This is a genomic window from Jidongwangia harbinensis, from assembly GCF_020216025.1.
Classification (GTDB): domain Bacteria; phylum Actinomycetota; class Actinomycetes; order Mycobacteriales; family Micromonosporaceae; genus Actinoplanes; species Actinoplanes harbinensis.
The window spans coordinates 40,327-58,700 of sequence record NZ_JAIWNC010000023.1 but is presented as its reverse complement, the minus strand read 5'-3'; the positions used below and the strand labels follow the sequence as shown (position 1 = coordinate 58,700).

Genomic DNA, 18,374 nt, shown 5'->3' with positions numbered 1-18,374 from the left:
AGGAGACCTTTCTGCGGTGGGCGCGGATGCTGGTCACAGAGGCGTGCCGTTTGAAAATGTCACTCGTGCGGCGGTGGATGTATCCGGCTCAGCAGTTCGCTTGCGAGGGACTCGGTGTGCTCGGACCGTTCGATGCCGTGGGAGTCGAGGGCGTTGTGCAGGGTGGTGAGCCGGTGGCGGATGGCGTCGGCGTCGCCGAGGGCGGCAGCGGCGTGCATCGTGGTGCAGGTGAGTGCCTCGGAGAGCGAGTCGAGCTGGCAGGCCTGTTCGAGTAGGACCCACGACCGGTGCGGATCGGTGTCGGCTTGCAGCGCGGCGGCGTGGGCGAGCAGCTGGACGCGGTGGCGTCGGACCACCTCGCGATCGGTGTCGATCCAGTCGTATTCGGCGCCCTCGGCCAGGGCGCCGCCGGCGGCGTCGAGGGCGGCGCTGGCGTGGGCGAGGCGCTGGTCGTCGTTGGAGGCGGTGGCGGTGGCCTCGTAGTGGTCGAGGACGGTCCACCAGTCGACGCGGACGATGGCGGGGTCGAGGTGGTAGCGGCTGCCGGTGTTGGGAATGGGCTCCAGCCGCTGTTTGCGGGGTTGTGCTGTCTCGGCGCAGGGGGAGGCGGGGGCGGCGGCTTGGCGGATGTGTTTGCGCAGGTCGGCGACAACGGTCGAGAGTCGTTCGCCGGCGCGGCGCAGGGTGGCATCGGGGAACAACGCTTCCATGATGTCGCTGAGGTCGGCACCGTGCCGGTTGACCGCGAGGTAGACCAGCAGCTCGAGCGCTTTGGTCCGGATTCCGGTTGAGGGTTGTCCGTTGTGGTCGAGGACCGCAGGCCGGCCCAGGACTCGGACCGCGACCGGGAGCCGGCCGGCTGGCGCCAGGGGTGGGATGGCCGGCGGCGCGATGTCGTCGGCGTGTCTGGTGTCTGGCTCGACGATTCCGGGTTCGGCGGGCACAGTCGCGGGCAGGTGGGGCTGCTTGGGCGGTTGGAGGCGTGCGGGGTGGTCGATGGTGCCGTGGGCCTCGTGCAGCATGCTGAGCGTCTCGGTGGTGGCAGTGGTGTCGAGGACGGCCAGGCGGGGGGTGTCGTGGTTGCCGGTGGTGCCGTCGGGGGCGACGGTCAGGGTGGTGCCGGTCGGCCAGTCACCGATCAGGGCGGCGCCGATGTCGACGTGGTGACCCAGTCTGACCGCGGTGGCGAGGCGATTGGTGAAGGCTTTGTCGGGGATCGCAGTGATCAGGAGCAGCTGCGGCAGCGGTTCGGCATGAACGTTGGTGTCGCGCAGGGTGTGCACGTCGGCCACTTGGGCGTCGCCGAGCAGCCGGGATCGGCGGATGATCTCTTCTTCCAGTTGGGTGATGGCGTCAGCGTCGGAGGTGGTGACGGTCAGCCGGTCGATGTGGCCGAGGTCGGCGGCGGGTGCGCCCAGCAGGGTGGCGAGGGTGGCTGCGGGGATGATGGCGCGGCCTTTGGCGTCGGGGTCGTCGTCGCGGCCGGAGGCGAGCGTGGAGACCAGTAGCCCGCGGGCGGCGTCGAGGGCGCCGTCACCGGTCAGTCCGAGGCCGGTGGACAGTGGCAGGGCGGCGGCGCCGGCCAGCTCGGAGCCGCTCGGTCCGGTTGACGGCAGCGCGGGTTTGACCGCGGCGACCTGGTACTCGCGCACCGTCGGCATTGGGTGTTCGTCGAGGATGTCCGGGGAGGGGCGGCGCAGGCGGGTCCGGATGCGGGTCATCGCGGCAAGCGGGGGCAGCAGGTCGGCGTCGTGGAGGTGGTCGCTGGTGATCGGGGTGGGCGTGTAGCGGTGCCGGCGGCGTCGCCACACCATGGCCGTGGCGGCGGCCAGCGCGGCGGCCAACGGTAGCCCGACCCACCCGCCGGGTAGGTCCACGCCGGTCTGTTCGGGGGTGCCGGTGGCCGGTGGCTCGGATTCCCTGGGACGCGGTGGTGCGGTGGAGGCCGGTGACGCATGGGTGGTCGCCGGTGAGATGCTGGCGCGGTGATCGCCGGTAGGACCGTCTGAGGCAGCGCGTGTGGCAGGTGCCGACGTGGCGGGAGTGATCGGCGAGGGCCCGGCGGTGGACGGTGCCGGTAGGGTGCGCGGTCCGGGCCGGGTGTCGTTGCTCGGGAGCTGCGTGGCCGGGGGCGGCGGGGTGAGGTGGCCGGTGGCGTGGGGGCGGGTGCCGTGGTCGCGGGCGTCGCGGGGTAGCACGATGGTCCAACCGGCTTGCCAGTGGTCGGGGAAGCGGTGGTCGCGGCGTTCCCAGTGCGGGTTGAGGCGGGCGATGTCGGGGTAGCGGTCGGCGTCGCCGAGGAATCGTTGGGCGACGTCGACCATCCAGTCGCCGCGCGCCACCGTGTAGACAGGTGGACGTCTCGCGCCAGCGTGCCGTCCGGCGGCGGCATCGGCGGGCACGGACTCCGGCGCCACGGCGGTGCCGGCGGCCGTGTCCGGGCGTTGCGGTATGTCGAGAGCGGTCGCGGTGACCGCGACGGGTGTCGTGGCCGCGGCGGCGGGGGCGGCGCTGGTGGTGATCGCGGCGGTGCCGAGCATGGCGGCGGTCACGCCCTGGACCGGTGGCGGCAGGTAGCGGGTGAATGCCGCCCAGGGCAGCCGGCGCAGGGAGGTGGTGAGTACGGTGCTGATCGCGGCGGCGGTGATCGCCCAGACGAGCCAGGCGAGGATGCGGGCGGTCGCCTCCTGGTGGGCGGGGTGGTGCGGGTCGTCGAGCCAGGCGTGGATCTGCTCGGCGGTGGGCCAGTGCTCGGGGACGGGTGGGCCGGTGACGGCGGTGAGCAGGAGCGGTGCGCCGATCAGCCAGGCGGTGACCAGCACGGTGGTGCGGGCGGCGACAACGAAGCGGATCATGTGGCACCTCCTCACGAAGCCGACGGATGCCGGCTTTCGGCGGCCCGTTCCGGCCGTCGGTAGCGGCGACAGGTTGGTGTGGAGGTGACGGTAGGTGCGGTGGCTGCCCGTGCGTCGGTGGTGCGCGCGCACAGTTCATGACAGTCACGCACACGGAATGACAACCGCAGGTCAGCGGCGGTGTCCGGTGGTGGAGTTGGTGACCGTGGTGGGGCCGAGGCCGGCGGCGGCGAGCCGTTGGGTGTAGGCCTGGTGCAGGGCGTCGGCGGCGTGGTGGTCACCTGTTGCGCGCAGGATCTTCTGGGCGCGCTGGTGCACCTCGGCGTTGTACGGGTCGACGGTCGCGGCGGCGCGGAGCACCTCGACAGCGTGGGCGGAGTTGCTGACGGCGGCCATCTGCAGGTAGGCGTCGATGAGGTCGCGGCGCAGCTGTTCACGTGCCGGGTGCAGCCAGGGCCAGCTGAACCCGGCCGCGAGGTCCCCGCGGTAGGTGTCGATGACGGTGCGCAGGGCTGTCTGACGCTCTTCTGCGGTGAGCGCCGCCGCGGCGCCGGTAACGGCGTGGCGCAGGGCGTGCAGGTCGCTGGTGATCGCGTCGGTGTTGAGCAGGTACCGCTCGTCGCGGCGCCGCACGGGTTCGGCGATGCGCGGTGCCAGTTGCTGGCGCAGGTCGGTCAGGGTGGTGTGCAGGCGTTTGGTGATGGCGGCCGGTGGGTGGCCGGGCCACAACGCGCGGACCAGGTCGGTGGTGGTGGCGCCGTCCGGGTGCACGGCCAGAAACGCCAGGACCTGCAGGCCGGCGGTCCGGCGCAGCCGTACCGGGGCGCCGTCAAGGAACAGGTCGCAGCCGCCCAGCAGTTTCAACCGGCCGGCCGGTTCGCCTCGGATGGCGGGCCCCACTGCGGGTTCGGCCGGGGTGGACGGTGGGGGAGTAGCACTGCCGAGGTGTTGCACCAGGCGCAGTAGGTCGGTGGCGGCGTGCGGGGTGAGCACGCACAACCGCCGCGGAACACCCGGGCCGGCGTTGCTGACGGCGCCGTCAGCGCGTACGTCCCACCCGGCAGCGCCGGTTGGCCGGTCGCTGACCGTCACAACGGTAACGACGTCGTCCGGAGCGGGCGCCGACGGGGCTGTCGACGTGTTGCGGCCAGCCGACGGCCCGCCGCGGCGGGTCACCCGCAGGATCGAGCCGGCCGTGAGCGAGTAGGCCGGGTGACTTTCATGGCCGGGATCCCCCGGCACGGTGGTGGTGTCGAGGCCGAGTCCCGGCGGCAGCGACTCGGCCACATCGGTGCCGAGCAGGAGTCGCAGGTCGTGCCGGCGCAGCACAACGTCGACCGGGCTGCTGTGGTGTAGCGCGGCGTGCAGGGCGGCGGTCACGAGCAGGCCGCGGGCGGCGTCGGCAGCACCGGGCCCGCACAGGGTCAGCCGGCCCGCAGGCAGTTGCGTCAGCAGGGCTACATCGGCTGCGGGCGTCGGCGCTGGTGGTGTCGGGTCGGCGGCGGTGACGGCCGCAGTGATTGCCTCTGCGGTTTCCGGTAGAGGTTGCAGATCGGCGTCATGCCGGTGGTGGCCGAGTGGCTGGGGGCCCGGTTGGTATCGGTGTCGGCGATGCAGCCAGATCAGGGTGCTGAGCGCGGTGACTGCCAGCGCGGTCGGATACGGCACCCATCCACCGCCCGGCAACGCGATCCCACCCTGAGCGATGTCGGCGTCTGCAGCGTGCATCGGTCTCTCGTCGCTGGAGGAGAGCGGGTCGTGGGAGTCGTGATCGGCGTTGCCCGCGGCGGCGGGCTGCGAGGCGATCCCGGCCAGGGCTCCGGTGCCGGCGGGCAGGGCGAGCATGGCGGTCCCGGCGAGGGAGGTGGCGGTGGCCTGCGCCGGGGTCGGCAAGGGCAGACGCCGCAGCCGCCGCCACGCGCGGCGCCCGGCGACGCTAGCGGCCCTTACCACGAGGACGGCGGTGAGCAGCCACAGCGCGGCGATCCCGGATCCGACCACCAGCCAGACGAGGGCCTCCGGCGGGGGATCGCCAGCCCACTCCAGGACCTCGCCGCGGTCGAGGTCACGCCACGGCTGACGGGCGGTCCAAACGACCACGGCGGCGGGTGGCCCGACGACCAAGACCAGCACCAGCAGGCTGGTGGCCAGCCGGTTCAGCGCGCCGATCACCGCCGACCCATCCGACAGCGGGCTTGAGGCTGGGGTGGTGGATTAGCGGGCATGGGCGGTCACGGGCAGCCGGGTGAGTTGCCACAGCCGGTAGACGGCCCAGACGGTCACGGCGCCGGTGTAGAGCAGGGCCAGAATGCCTGGCCCCCCGGTGAGAGCGAGGGTGCGGTGGCCGGCGCCAGCGACGGCGACGCAAAACACCGCCAGGAACACCGCGAGCACGCCACGCAGGGGCAGAGAGCGGGCCAGCGTGCACGCGATGCCGATCCCCACCAGGACGCCGCCCAGAATGCGCAGGACGGGTTGAATGCTGGACAGGGCCGGGGGGAGGTAGACCGACCACCAGACCACGACCAGCAGCATCCCGGTGGTGGTGAACACGATCGAGCTGGCCGGGAACGCCAACACCGCATCCACCTCGTTCAGCGCCTGCTGGCGGTCGCGTAGCGTCCACGCCATTGCGGCGAGAACGGCGGTGACCGGCAGTAGTGGCAGTACCGCCCATCGCAGGCTCAGCGACAGCCACAGCCCTAGGTACGCCGCGGCGGCGACCGCGTACAGGGCGGCAATGGCCAGCCCGGTGAGCACGGCGAGGGTGATACCGCCGGCGGCGCGCACCACCGCCACCTCCCCAGCCCTGCCCGGGGCGGGGAGGTGGGGCTGGGCGTGCGCGAGGGCGGTGCCGAGCCACGATGCGGCGGAGAGCGCACCGACCAGCGCCACTGTGGTGGCCAGGGTGAGTTCGCCCCAGGTCACCAGGATCCAATGCGGGTCCCGGCGGGTGCCGCCCTCGAAGTCCGCGGTGAACAGCATCTGGGCGAACAGTGCCAGCGACGCGACGCCGGCGATCAGGACCGACCCCATCCGCCGCAGCGGCGGCATCTGCACTCCGGCCGGTCCTGCGGCTGCTCCGGGTTGCGTGCCGGCGGGGGTGGTGGTGTCGGCGGCGCCCAGCACGGCGGCGAACCCCGGTTGGGTCACGACCTGCGGTACGGCACCGAGCTGGGCGCCGATCGCGGGTGCGGCGGCGGGCATGACGGCGGCGCCGCCGATCAGGTACACGCCGGTGAGCTGCCCGACGGTCAGGTCCGCGGCGGCGACGGCGCGGGCGGCGAGGTCCCCGGCCTGCGTGAGTACCGGCGCGGCGGCCTCCTCGACCAGATGGGCGTGCACGACCAGGGTCGGTGCCGATGCCGGCATCGGGACTGTGACCGCTGCCTGGTGGGTGAGGGACTCGCGGGCCGTGCGCAGCGCCGCCGCTGTCGCCCACCGCGCCCCGTCCGCCGCCGCGGCGCCGTCGGGACTGGTGAGGGTAGTGAGGAGGTGATCGTCGATGGCGGCGGTACCGGCCTGCGGGTCGGCCAGGGTAGACAGCACTTCGAAGCCGGCCGGGCCGCGGCGCAGCACGGTGGCCTCGCACCCAGCACCCAGATCGCAGATCAACAGCAGAGCGCCGACGGGCAGGTGCATCCCGCCGGCCAGCCATCGTTGCGCGGCGGCGACCGGTGCCTCGACCAGCCGGGGCTGGCCGAGGCCGGCGCGGAGCGCCACCTGCCGTAACCAGGTCCGCCGGCGAGGGCCCCACCCGGCCGGCACCACCATCCGCACATCAGTGATCGGGCCACCCACCCGAGCCGCCGCGACCGCGCCGACGTGCCGCAACGTCGCCACCGCCAGATCAGCCACCGGTACCTTAATACCGCCGGGCACCGTCACAGCGCCGCTGTCCGGGCCGTCCAGCACAGCCAGCGGCGACGGCACGAACCCGTCCGCGACGGTGGCGGCGTGCCGCCACGCCGCCGCACCCACCACCTGACCGTCGTCGCCGGCGGTGTGCACAGCGCTGGACAGTTCGAGGGCGCCGTCGAAGGTCAACGGCTCCCACGCCCCGCCCGGCCACACCACCACCGCCTGGGTGCAGGCGGTGCCGTAATCGATCACCAGATGCGGCTCGGCGGGCTGCATGACGGTCAAGTCAAACAGACGATCGTCCATGCGTCACCCCACGATCACTGATCAACACCAATCGATCTGGACGAAATATTCCGAGCGTACGAGTGTCTGCTTCGCTTGCTGCCTGCCACGGCCTTCGCAGCCGCTCCGGGCGCCTTCCCATACCACCACAGTGGACCCGCTGATGGTGGTCAGGAGCGCGGACCGGTAGGGGCACCAGCGACCCGGCGAACGCCGTCACGGTCATCCATCCAACTCGGACAACCGGCCAGGAACGACAGGTCCGGACGGTCGCCCTGGCGGAGCAGGCGCCGGCCATCGTCGTCGGTCAACTGGGTGTACCAACTGGTGAGGTCGTCGTCTCCACCGCAGTAGTTGACCCACTCGTGGAAGCGGTAGAACCAGAAGGCGCCGCAGCCGGTGCAGCGTTGCAGCGATTCCAGGTCGTGCGTCGACTCGTACAGCACCCGTAACGCTTGCAGTTGTGGGTCGTGGCAGCAGTCCAGAAATGAGATGTCCACCACCTGCTCCTTTCCATGCGCCGCCGCCGTCGTCGCGGCCATCTCGGTTGCCGGTGTGGGGTGGGTCAGGCAGCGAGGATGGCGGCGAAGCGGTGGTCGGCGAGGTCGAGCTGGGCGTCGATGTGCTGTTTGACTTCCGTCGGCAGCGGGGTGTCGTCGCGGTGCAGCAGGTCCCGTAACACCGGTACGGCCGGGGCGTACTTGCGGGCGGAGCGGTCCAGCTTGGTGCCGGTGGTGTGGATGATCCCGACCCCGTTGTCGGTGAAGTCCGACAACTTCAGCACCCGCGCCCACGGCTCGCCCGCGACCACACCACGAAGGTGATCGAGATAAGCGCGCACCCGGTCAGTGCCAGGACGCGGATCTGGTTGGGTGACCGCCCGGACCAGGCGTTGCACCCGGTCGCCGTAGCGGCCGGCGATCACCGCGAACGCGTCCTCATGCGGTGGTGGACCGGTACCACCGGACCGGCTGGCCACCGTCCACGACTGGTCTTCGACGCTGTCGTGCAACAGCCCGGCGATCAGCACCTGCGCGTCGGTGACCCGGTAGTGACACAGCATCCGCAACGTCACCCGCAGCACATGATTGAGATACGGCTCCCGGGTGCGCCACTGCCCCGCATGCACCCGGCCGGCCCACCCGGCGGCGTCCGCGACCACCGCCGCGGCTGGGCCGGGGAGGTGGTGGTCGAGTTCGAGGGTGAGCCGGCGACGCAGGCCAGCTTCACCGTGAACTTCGGTGACAGCATGCAACGGCATCGCCCGCAACACCGACGCAGAAACAGAAACAGAAGCGGAGGCGGAAGGACCACCAGTGTTCGTCATGCCATCCATGATCGTCGCTTGTGGCTTCGGCCGGAACTATGGATTCGACAACCAACTATAGGGTGAGGCTATGGGTCAGCTACGGGTCTCCTCCGACGCGTTATCGGCTTTCGTGGTGTTCGCCGAACACCTCAACCTCACCCGCACCGCCGCCGCCCTGCACATCTCCCAGCCGGCGCTGCACGGCAAACTCGCCACCCTCGCCCGCGAACTCGACCGGCCGCTGTACGAAAAGTCGGCCGCAGGCTCGTCCTCACCCCTGACGGTGAACGGATCGCCCGGTTCGCACGCGACCACGACGACCGCCTCACCCGATTCCTCGACGAACTCCGCAACACCCCGCCCACCCGGCCCATCATCCTGGCCGCCGGACACGCCGCCTACCTGCACATCCTCGGCGACATCATCAAAACCACCCTCACCCACCAACCCGGCAGCCTGCGGCTGCTGCACACCCACCGCCAACAAATGCTCGCCGCGGTCCGCACCGGACGCGCCCACCTCGGCGTCGCCGTCCTCGACGTCCAACCCGACGACCTGATCACCGTGCCCGTCGCCACCTACCCCCAAGTCCTACTCGTCCCCGACGACCACGCCCTCGCCCGACGCCGCACCGTCCGGCTGCACCACCTCGCCGGCGAAGAACTCGTCGTCCCCCCACCCACCCGACCGCATCGCATCAGCCTCGAACGCGCCATGCGCGACGCCGGACACACCCTCCACGTCGCCGTCGAAGCCGAAGGCTGGCCCCTGACCGTCCATTTCGCCGCCCTCGGCGTCGGACCCGCCGTTGTCACCGGCTGCGTTCAACCCCTACCCGGCCTCACCGCCATCCCCATCACCGACCTCCCCACCATCACCTTCCACGCCGCCCACCGCCCTGGCGCCCTCGACGACCCCCGCACCGCCACACTCCTGCACGCCATCCGCACCCACACCACCACGACACGCCACCACACCCCCTGACCCCAGGCAGTGTCGCGTGCAAACTCCGCGTGCGGTCGCGCGATCGTCTGAACCCGGCGGCACAGTAGTGCCGCAGCAGGTGAGTTCGACGTTCGTAGGGCGGTGCCGGAAGATGATCCCGTGGAGATCCTCAAGCTGCTGCGGCCGGGTGTGACCAAGCCTCACGTCGATCACGCCGCCCGTGCTCGTTGGCTCGCCGCCGTGTACCACGCGGTGAGAAGCGTCGGCGGCGCTGTCACTGCCGGTGCCGAGGAACCCGCTGTTGGCCGTAACTACTACCGGGTCAGCGTGAGAGCCCGAGACGGTGCCGCGGGGGCCATCCTGTTCAACGCGGCCGCCCTGGTGGTGGCCGCAGCCGAGGGCGGTAGCCCGCAGGAGTCCGCCGCGGTGTTCGCAGACGTGCCTGGGAGCGAGGTCTTCTCCACTCGCGGATTCTCGGTGGCCGACCAAGCGGAACTCAACGAACCGCTCACCGAGCGCCATCTTCAGGAACTCGCAGCGGATGAACGACGTGACGTGGCCTATCACCGTCCACCCCGACTCGGTGATCTGCTGTTCAACTGGTTCGACTGAGTGGCAATGTGGGGCTGGCTACGGACGATCGGATAATAAGACAGTTCAACTTGCTGGGATGATGCCTGCGAGACGGCGCCATTGGGGTAGTGGGAGTCCTCGACTATCGGGGTCGAGGACTTGTAGGCACACGTGATCGGCGCCGGCCTCGAGGTGTTGGCGAACGCGCTCCGCGATGGCAGCTTCATCGCCCCAAGCGATCAGAGCGTCCAGGAGCCGGTCACTGCCGTGGCGATCCAGGTCGTCGGTGGTGTAGCCGAGCCGACGAAGGTTGTTCGTGTAGTTGGGCAGGGTGAGATATCGGCGGAGGTGTTGTCGTCCTATCTCGCGTGCTCGGGTCTTGTTGCTGTCAAGTACGACCGCTTGTTCTGGCACCAATAGCTTGGTTGCTCCAAGGATTTGTCGGGCGTGAGCGGTGTGTTCGGGAGGGACCAGATAGGTGTGGACGCCGTCGGTGTGCTCCGCCGCGACCCTTAGCATGCGGGGGCCGAGCGCCGCGAGCATACGAATAGCCTCCTCGGCTGGTACAGCCCTGTAGTGCTGGGCAGCGCTGTCCATCGCCGCGAGATAGTCACGCGTGGCTTGTAACGGCCGTCCGTAGGACAGGCCGCGTATGTCGTTGACCAGTTTCGGATGGCTGACGCCGAGGCCGAGGATAAAGCGGTTGGGGTAAGCCTCGGCGAGGGTTTGGTGAGCTGCTGCCGTCGATAGTGGGTCACGCGCCCACAGGTTCGCGACGGCGGTTGCGACAATGGTGCGTTGGGTAGCCGCCAGCAGGATGCCAGACTGGCTGATGGGCTCGCGGCCGACGTTCTCGCCGACCCATACGGAGGTGTATCCCAAAGCTTCGAGTTCCTGGACTGAGTCGCGTACGACCGAGGCGGGTTGAAAGTCGAATTGGGCGGTCCACACCCCCACGCCGGCTAGATTCATGACTTCGCTCGGCTGGCCACGCCGCTGAGGGCACAGCCGAACTCGTGGACCAGTTCATTCAAGGTGTTGCTTGCGCGAGCATCAACTTGCTGGACGAGTCGCCGAATTCGGCGGGCCTGTTGAAGGATTGGCACGATAGGTTGGTGGATGGTGGAGGTCAATGCCAGCTGAGTAAGGCCAGTTGCCTGGTCGATGTCGCCGATGTGCACAGCGGCGTCTGCCATGTAGAGGCGCAGGACCGCGCGTGCTTTGGTGTGGGACCCGGGTAATGCGGCGAGGGCTTCGGCTAGCTCCGGATAGGCTCGTTCTGGCTGATGTAGCAGTAGTTTGCTCGTGCCGACGTAGTACCGCAGATCGAGCGTGCCGTGGGCGAAGTCCATGCCATGACGCCGGTCGCGCTCGCTGGAGTATTCGGCTGCTTTCTCTGCCGCGGCGTAGGCAGTGTCGAAACCATCGTTGTTCCCCATGCCCGCGGAGGTACGGGCGTGCAGTGCGTGCAGCCAAGCTCGGGTCGTCGCGTCTGAGCCTTGGCCGGCGAAGTAGATGCCGCGCTCGATCAGCTCGCCCGTGCGGCGGAGATCGCGATTGTGCCAGGGGATGAGGCTCTGAGCGCCCAACAACCACGCGCCGAGTCCCCAAGCCCTGGCCTCGTCGGCGGCGGCTACCGCTACCGCGTACCACCGGTCCGCCTGGTGGTGTTCGTTGAGGTCGAAGCAGGCCCAGGCGCGTAGTCCGGCAAGACGCGCCGCCAGCCTCACTAGCCGTTCGTGATGGCGCAGCGTGTGGGACTGGTGCAGTCGGGCAGAGACAAGCTCCATCAGGACCCGGATCTTGGCGAGCGCATCGGCGGGTGGAGTCTGGGCGAAGTCCGCGTCCAGTCGTTCGCAGGCCAGTTCAGCGGCCGTCAGTTCGCCCGTGCTGATTCCGCCTTGGTCCAGTGCCGAGGCGAGTTCGATGAGATCTAGGTCGGCGCTGTCCCGGCGGTATTGGGTCGGGGCCGTGATCTGATGATCGCTCTCTAGACTTAGCGTGTTGGCCAGTTCGTCGGGCGGCTCGGGCGTTGAGGGGCGGCGCTGTGGTCGCCGGTGACGGTAGAAGCCCAGTTCGGCGTCAGTGTGGACGTCGAGGACGGCGCGGAATCCGTCGCGACGCGCGCGGCCGGGCCAGCGGGTTTCACCGCGTTCGAGCTTGCCGATGTCGGTTTCGTCCAGGCGGTCCTCTTTTCCGTGGACGCGCCATTGCCAGGTGTTGACCGCTTCAGCTAATTCTTGCCGCGACATCGGGCGTCCCGAGCCTGTTGGGGACGCCTTCCGCAAGCGGGCGTTGGTCAGCTTGGCATTCGCCTGGTTGCGTTCACCCATCGCGGCATACCTCCTCGTCAGGTTCCAGGATTACGGTCCGACCAGCAGCGATCAAGCTACACCTGACGCAGCCCAAACATCCTGCGACCGGCGCCACATGCGAAATGGATCTAGCTGGCGTCCGGAGTCCAAGACCGTTGACCATTCCGCGCCCTACGAGTGCGACGCGCGGTCGAACCGCAGGAGTGGGACGTCATACAATTCGGGATCGCGTTCTCGTCGGAGGACCGGACTCGACACTTCAACGAGGAGCATCTCGGTGAGAAACTGAACCTTGGCTGACAACAGGTGGCTGGTGTGCGCTGTGGCGCTGTGTTCCTTGAGGCCGACGGATACGTGGATGTGCGGCAGTATCCGTTGCTCTGTTTCGTCGTAGGCGATGGTTCCGCTGCCGAGGACTTCGACGTTGGTCAGGTGGACGGCTGACCAGACGGGAGCTTGCGGGTTTTCGAGTTTTCTGCAGGTACCGACGATCTCTACCTGCGAGAAGCCGGCGATGAAGGATGAGATGACGCCCTGACGAACCCGGTTGGTGCGGCAGAACTCGTCCAAGGCGGTGAAGAAGTCCTCGCCGTGGTCAAACGCCACCACGAAGGTCCGGCCGATGTCGACCTGTTGACTACGCATCCTCCGCCTCTTCCGGTCCGCGTTCGTGGCGTTGCGCCCAAGGCCACGCCGCGGTATCGCCGCAGCCGCTGGCAGCCCTGAACGCCGCTTCGATTGACTTGCGGTCGGCGTCGGCGGCGAGCGTGGTCCACAACAGGATGCGCGCCTTGAGTGGATCGAGGAATCCGGCCGAGATCAGTCCTCGGCTGAGCAGGTCGCGCTCTGAGCCCGGGAAGCCGTACGTTGTTGTGAGTACGGAGCCGGCGCCGGTCCGGCTGGCGAGTACGACAGGGAACTGATCGGCGAGGTAATGCAGCTGTGGCACCAGGTGTTGCGGGACGTGGCCGACACCGAAGCCGGCGATCACGGCGCCGTCGACGAGATCCGCGAGGCCGTTCAGGAGTGTGCCGTCATCGCCGAGGCTGACTGTCAGCAGTGCTACACGGGGTTGGTGGGTCGGCGTCGGTACGACGGTTCGGTTCGTGATCCGGTTGAATATCCGGGGCTGACCTTCGACGAGGTAGCCGAGTGGTCCGGCGGTCGGGGATTGGAAGGTTGATCCGGCGGTCGAGTGGGTTTTGCGGACGCGCCGGGCTGCGTGGATCTCGTCGGCGAGCACGACCAGGCAGCCCAGATTGCGGGCGGTGGGGCTCGCGGCGGTCTGTACGGCGGCGAGCAGGTTCGCTGGTCCGTCAGCGCCGGCCAGTGTCGGGTTGCGCATGGCGCCGGTGATCACGATGGGTTGTGGCCCGTGGTGGTACAGGTCGAGGAGGTAGGCGGTCTCCTCGATGGTGTCGGTTCCCTGGACGACGACGATGCCGTCGAAGCCGTCGGCCAGCCGTTCTCGCAGGAGCGTCGCCAGGGCTGTCAGATCGTCGAAGGACAGTGACGCCCCAGGGAGCCGGCGAAAGTCGACCGTTTGGACGGCCACGCCGAGATCCGCGAGGCCGGGTACGGCTGCCAGCAGGTCATCTGCGGAGAGGACCGGTGTGACGCCGCCGCTCGTACTGGTTGTCATCGCGATCGTACCGCCCAGGCTGGCCACGAGGACCCGGCGTGGCTCGGATGCAGCGGGCACAGGGTTGTCCTCCACCTCAATGGGACGAATTCTCGGAGCCTAATGGTTTGCTGTGCCGGCCTGCCCGAGGTACCGACAGGCACGGTCCACGCCGACAATGGACAGCAGTCGGCTACGGGGCTGGGCGAACCCCGCACAGCCGTAGTCGCCGAGCCGCGCGCAGCGAGTGACCAGCCAGGACCAGTCCAATTCTAGATAGTCCGCCATTGCCTGGAGGCGACGGCTGGCGGAGGTACCGGCTACGACCGAGTGAGCGCTGGTGTGTGAGGACAGATCACCGTAGTCGCGTATGGCGGGCCGGTCCGTTGTCACGCCGACCTGCCAGATCCCCTCGGCTCCTATCCAGTTCGCGACGATCGCTTGGCGGTCGTTGTCCAGGACGAAGCCCTCGACGGCCGCGTACTCCGGATCGGCACTCACGTTGACGCGGATGTTGAAGGATTCCATCAGGGCGGCGGTTAGGAGCAGCAGGATGCGCTCTCCGGGAGGCGATGCGGTGACCGAGGCTGACGGAATGCAGAGGGCGCGGGTGAGCGGCTGGCCGGTGAACCGGTCGGTTATGGCGCGTAGGTAGTCGTACTTGTGGCGGAACAGCAGCCAGGTGCTGGCCTCTTCGCCGCGTTGCTCGCGGGTCCAGAATTGCGGGATGTCGGCGATGCCGTTGAGATGGCGCAGGATGTGGTGGGCGCAGAAGTAGCTGCCCAACCACATCTGTGACACCGCGGCGAGTTCGGACGCTGGATCGCGCCCGAGTGATGAGGTTGGCAGGGATTCGTAGGGGCCGAGCTGTTGCTGGAGGTCGGCGAGCAGCGCATCGTCGTTGAGCAGTGGTTCGTCGAGGTTGACGACGGCCCAGAGAATCCCGACTGTGATGTCGTCCAGAACGTAGGCGGGAGGGATGAGCAGACGCGATCCCGGCTCGGCTTTGGCCAGCCGCCGGCGAGCTTGTCGAGTGTCGAGGCCGTAGCCAATCACGCGTTCGTCATCGGTGACGGCTCCGACCACAAGTCCTCGGCGGGCTCGGGTCAGGAACCGGTTGCCGGCGAAGTCCGCCGGCACCGTCGCCAGGACGCGTCCGTCCTCCACGGCGGGATAGATCCGCGCGTCCACGGACTCTCCGTCGAAGAACCGACCAGCCGCAGAAAGCAGTGCCTGCTGCTCTGGCTGCCGTGATTCAGGTCCGCGTGCAGCGATGGACGAGCTGGTCAGCAGCGACGGCAGCAACGGGGCCAGGGCCACGGTGCCGGCAGCGGTGGGTGATCGTGAACGCCGGTTGCGGTAGAAGCCGAGTTCAGCGTCGGTCGTAGCCCTCAGGACGGCGCGGAAACCTTCCCGGCGCGTGAGGCCTGGCCAGTGGGTCTCACCGCGTTCGAGCTTGCCGACGTCGGTTTCGTCGAGCCGGTCCTCGCGCTGGTATCTGGACCACTGCCAGGCGTTGACCGCTTCGGCAAGTTCTTGCCGCGACATCGGATGCCCAGAACCGGTTGGCGACTGCAGCCGTCTGCGTGCAGCGATCAGCTTGGTGTTGGGGTTGCTAGCGTCGTCCACCGTGTAGCTCCTCAGGGTCCGGCACGGCGAACCACACGGGTCGGGACCAACGGTCGAATGCCATGCCTTCGTTCTGTAGTTGGCTCACGCGCTGTCGGGGGAAGCCGACGGCCGCCGCGAGCCGCTGGGTGCAGTAGCCGTGCCTTTCGCGGAGGCGGATCAGCTCGGTGGCCAGGCGATGGCGTCGCACGTATGGGCAAAATCAATGCGAACCTCCGGCACGGACAGGAGCGAGTCCACCGTGACTGTCCGACCGCGCGGTGCTGTCCGGTGTAGCCAGAGCGTAACCCCGGATTTCGACGTGATGATCTTCCCGGCCGTCTCCTGGCGTTAAGGGGCCGCAGGTCAGCACCATGTCTGCTGCCAACTTTCCTGCTAACTCTCCAAGTAATTCGGGGTTCCGCCCTCGCGGACTGTCGGTGATCGTAGGCACACCACAAGCGACACATCGATGCGTAGCTCGCCAAGCGGCCGTCCAGACAGCCGCGACGCTGGCGACATGTCCCGACCCCTGCCGAGGAGCACGTGATGACCGTCAACGGGTCACCGACACCCACCGCACGCCGTGATACGTCGAACGTGCTCCGCGTGGGGCCGTCCTCGGGGGCAATCCGCGGCCCGGCCGCTCTCCGCGCCGACGCCGTCGTCCGCGGCCTGTCCCCGTCATCTTGGTTTGGACTGGCGGTGTGGATCTACCGGTTGCACGAGCGTGATGACGCTGACCGGTGCGTGTCCGACGTGAGCCGGACTTGGCGATCGCGAACTCATGCTGCGGCTGTCATCACGGCTGCAGGGATCTACGGGGCCAATGCCACCGCGCCCACGCGCCGCGGCAGCAATAGCCGGCGACTCCAGTCGCCCGGCACAGCTGCTGGCCGCCGTTCATCCGCGAGGGTGAGAGTTGCCCGAAGCGTCCGGTCACGGCCTTCCGCCGAGTGTCGTGGCCTGACCCGGCCGTGCGGTTGGCGCGCCAGATCAAGGCGCGACCAACTGCACGGCCGCGAGGCCGTGATGGCGGCCCAGCGGCCACTCGCATCGGAGTCGAAGGAAACACCTGTATATCGCGACCTCGCCGGCCCGGCCCGACTAAGCAATCCCTATCCGCGGTGCGGCCCGTTGTTCTGCCGGCGCGGAGCACCGTTTGGCCGATGGAGTTCGCCGACTCGAAACGCGAGTACATGACCGTGTGCGGCTGTCGACTGAGGCCGATCGATGCGGACATCATCGAGCGCCGGGCGTGCGCAGGCGCGGCCAGGCTCGGTCCGGCATTGACCACCGGCCGCTGGGCCTGCGAAGCGTTAGCCGACGTGCTGGGCCGCCTGGACACGCGGATCGAAGTTGCCGGGACAGTCAACGACGCGAGGTTCGTCCCGCGTACCTAGACCGCGCCCGCCGTCGCTGCCAGGACGGGGCGCGGCGGCGGGTGGCGCGAAGCTCACCGCGGCAAGCCAGCGCCACATGACCTGCCTCCGAAACCTCCCGTTTCCCGCATGCCGCCCTTGGCCTACGGAAGTCCACATCCCTCAATAGCCAGAGAAGGGATCTCCCCGGTGTCGTATCCGGTCGATGAGTTGCAACGGTTCGGTTATCAGCAGCAGCTACGGCGGGCGCTGCGGTTCCGAGACCTGCTCGCGTACGGGTTGATCTTCATGGTGCCGATCGCGCCGATGGCGATCTTCGGTGCGGTGTTCTCTGCATCGGGCGGCATGGTGGTCACGGCGTACGCGATCGCCGTGGCCGCGCTGATCTTCACCGCGTTCTCGTACTCCCAGATGGTCAAGGCCTTCCCGCTATCAGGGTCGGTCTACAACTACGTCGGCCGGGGCATCGGCGCCGCGGTGGGATTCATCGCCGGGTGGGCGATCATGCTCGACTACGTCCTCGTGCCGTCCCTGCTGTATCTGGTGGCGTCGGTCGCCTTGCACGCAGGCCTGTCCGCGGTCCCGGTGCTGTCGGCAGTCCCTGTGTGGGGATGGCTGCTCGCGTTCGTCGCGGCGAACACCCTCGTCAACACGCGGGGCATCAAAGTGACCGCCCGGTTCACGTGGATCATGCTGATCGGCGAACTCGGCGTGCTGTTGCTGTTTCTCGGCTTCGGCGCCTGGGCCATCGCCACCGGCAAAGGCCGGTGGACGTGGGACCCGCTGTACAACCCGGACACCTTCGGGGCGGCACTGGTACTCGCTGCGGCGTCGGTGGCGGTGTTGTCGTTCCTCGGCTTCGACGCCATCTCGATGCTGGCCGAGGAGGCGAAGGCCGGCGCGCGGGTGATCGGCCGGGCCATGGCCGGGGCGCTGCTGGTCACGGGTCTGCTGTTCATCGCCCAGACCTGGGTAGCGGCCATCCTCACCCCAGACCCTCAAGCGCTGATCACCAACGGGGACCCCGCAGGGACCGCGTTCTACACCGCCGCCGCCGTGGCCGCCGGGCCGTGGTTGGGCACACTGTGCGCGTTCGCGACCGCGATCGCCTGGGGGCTGCCGGACTCGATGGTCGCGCAGGTGGCCATCTCGCGGCTGCTGTACGCGATGGCCCGCGACAAACAACTCCCGAGTCCGCTGGCGAAGGTGTCCCGCAAGCACAACGTGCCCCGCAACGCGATCTGGCTCGTCGCCCTGGTGTCGCTCGGGATCGGGCTTTCCATGAACAAGCGCGACGACGGTACTGCCCTGCTGGCCAGTCTGATCAACTTCGGGGCGTTGACCGCGTTCCTGCTGCTGCACCTGTCCGTGATCGTTTACTACCTCTACCGGCAGCGCAGCCGCAACCTGTTCGCCCACCTGCTGATGCCCCTGACGGGTGCCACGATCCTCGGGTTCGTGGTGTGGAACGCCAACGTCGCGGCGCAGAAGCTGGGGCTCGCGTGGATCGGCCTAGGCCTGCTGGTGCTGATCGGCCTGTACCTCACGGGCCGGCGCCCGCAGCTGTCCGGGTTCACCCCCGTGCCCCATCTCGGCGCACCCGTGCGTGAGGGGGTGTGA

At 68.9% G+C, this 18,374-nt stretch carries 14 protein-coding genes and 1 pseudogene; 5 read left to right on the top strand and 10 right to left on the bottom strand.

Annotated elements, in window-relative coordinates:
• Nucleotides 1–59: 59 nt before the first annotated feature.
• From LDL48_RS26065 to LDL48_RS26045, 5 genes are all read right to left on the bottom strand, one after another.
• A complete protein-coding gene (locus LDL48_RS26065) occupies nucleotides 60–2,855 on the bottom strand; it encodes a LysM peptidoglycan-binding domain-containing protein (protein ID WP_225257855.1) in 2,796 nt (931 codons plus the stop codon).
• Between the two features lie 171 nt (nucleotides 2,856–3,026).
• The gene (locus tag LDL48_RS26060; RefSeq protein ID WP_225257854.1) at nucleotides 3,027–5,027 is read right to left on the bottom strand and encodes an AfsR/SARP family transcriptional regulator; all 2,001 of its coding nucleotides are present in this window, start codon (nucleotides 5,025–5,027) and stop codon (nucleotides 3,027–3,029) included.
• 42 nt (nucleotides 5,028–5,069) lie between these two features.
• Nucleotides 5,070–6,992 carry an Hsp70 family protein gene (locus tag LDL48_RS26055; RefSeq protein ID WP_225257965.1) on the bottom strand — a complete coding sequence of 641 codons (1,923 nt, stop codon included), beginning with the start codon at nucleotides 6,990–6,992 and terminating at the stop codon, nucleotides 5,070–5,072.
• 179 nt (nucleotides 6,993–7,171) lie between these two features.
• Entirely contained in the window at nucleotides 7,172–7,543 is a 372-nt protein-coding gene (locus LDL48_RS26050) for a hypothetical protein (RefSeq protein ID WP_225257853.1), read from the bottom strand.
• Between the two features lie 23 nt (nucleotides 7,544–7,566).
• Complete coding sequence (locus tag LDL48_RS26045; RefSeq protein WP_225257852.1) at nucleotides 7,567–8,262, bottom strand: HD domain-containing protein; 696 nt, start codon at nucleotides 8,260–8,262, stop codon at nucleotides 7,567–7,569.
• 136 nt (nucleotides 8,263–8,398) lie between these two features.
• Between LDL48_RS26045 and LDL48_RS45135 the strand changes: the two are divergent.
• From LDL48_RS45135 to LDL48_RS26030, 3 genes and pseudogenes are all read left to right on the top strand, one after another.
• Nucleotides 8,399–8,515, top strand: a pseudogene (locus LDL48_RS45135) (LysR family transcriptional regulator); the annotation flags it as partial.
• An 86-nt stretch (nucleotides 8,516–8,601) separates the two neighbouring features.
• Entirely contained in the window at nucleotides 8,602–9,294 is a 693-nt protein-coding gene (locus tag LDL48_RS26035) for a LysR family transcriptional regulator substrate-binding protein (protein ID WP_225257964.1), read from the top strand.
• Nucleotides 9,295–9,414: 120 nt separating this feature from the next.
• Complete coding sequence (locus tag LDL48_RS26030) at nucleotides 9,415–9,867, top strand: hypothetical protein (RefSeq protein ID WP_225257851.1); 453 nt, start codon at nucleotides 9,415–9,417, stop codon at nucleotides 9,865–9,867.
• 45 nt (nucleotides 9,868–9,912) lie between these two features.
• On the opposite strand, the gene LDL48_RS26025 is transcribed toward LDL48_RS26030, so the two are convergent.
• The 5 genes from LDL48_RS26025 to LDL48_RS26005 form a co-directional block, all read right to left on the bottom strand.
• On the bottom strand, nucleotides 9,913–10,785 hold the full coding sequence (locus LDL48_RS26025) for an LLM class F420-dependent oxidoreductase (RefSeq protein ID WP_308016492.1): 873 nt from the start codon (nucleotides 10,783–10,785) through the stop codon (nucleotides 9,913–9,915).
• Nucleotides 10,786–10,796: 11 nt separating this feature from the next.
• Entirely contained in the window at nucleotides 10,797–12,161 is a 1,365-nt protein-coding gene (locus LDL48_RS26020) for an NsdA family TPR-like regulatory protein (RefSeq protein ID WP_225257849.1), read from the bottom strand.
• A 153-nt stretch (nucleotides 12,162–12,314) separates the two neighbouring features.
• On the bottom strand, nucleotides 12,315–12,788 hold the full coding sequence (locus LDL48_RS26015; RefSeq protein ID WP_225257848.1) for a PPC domain-containing DNA-binding protein: 474 nt from the start codon (nucleotides 12,786–12,788) through the stop codon (nucleotides 12,315–12,317).
• Nucleotides 12,781–13,845 (bottom strand): asparaginase, encoded by a 1,065-nt coding sequence (locus tag LDL48_RS26010; RefSeq protein ID WP_308016491.1) that lies wholly within the window; start codon nucleotides 13,843–13,845, stop codon nucleotides 12,781–12,783. Before LDL48_RS26010 ends, LDL48_RS26015 begins: the two co-directional genes overlap by 8 nt.
• A 39-nt stretch (nucleotides 13,846–13,884) precedes the next feature.
• Nucleotides 13,885–15,393 (bottom strand): XRE family transcriptional regulator, encoded by a 1,509-nt coding sequence (locus tag LDL48_RS26005; RefSeq protein ID WP_225257847.1) that lies wholly within the window; start codon nucleotides 15,391–15,393, stop codon nucleotides 13,885–13,887.
• A 1,148-nt stretch (nucleotides 15,394–16,541) separates the two neighbouring features.
• Between LDL48_RS26005 and LDL48_RS26000 the strand changes: the two genes are divergently transcribed.
• A complete protein-coding gene (locus LDL48_RS26000; protein ID WP_225257846.1) occupies nucleotides 16,542–16,775 on the top strand; it encodes a hypothetical protein in 234 nt (77 codons plus the stop codon).
• A gap of 168 nt (nucleotides 16,776–16,943) precedes the next feature.
• Entirely contained in the window at nucleotides 16,944–18,374 is a 1,431-nt protein-coding gene (locus LDL48_RS25995) for an APC family permease (protein WP_225257845.1), read from the top strand.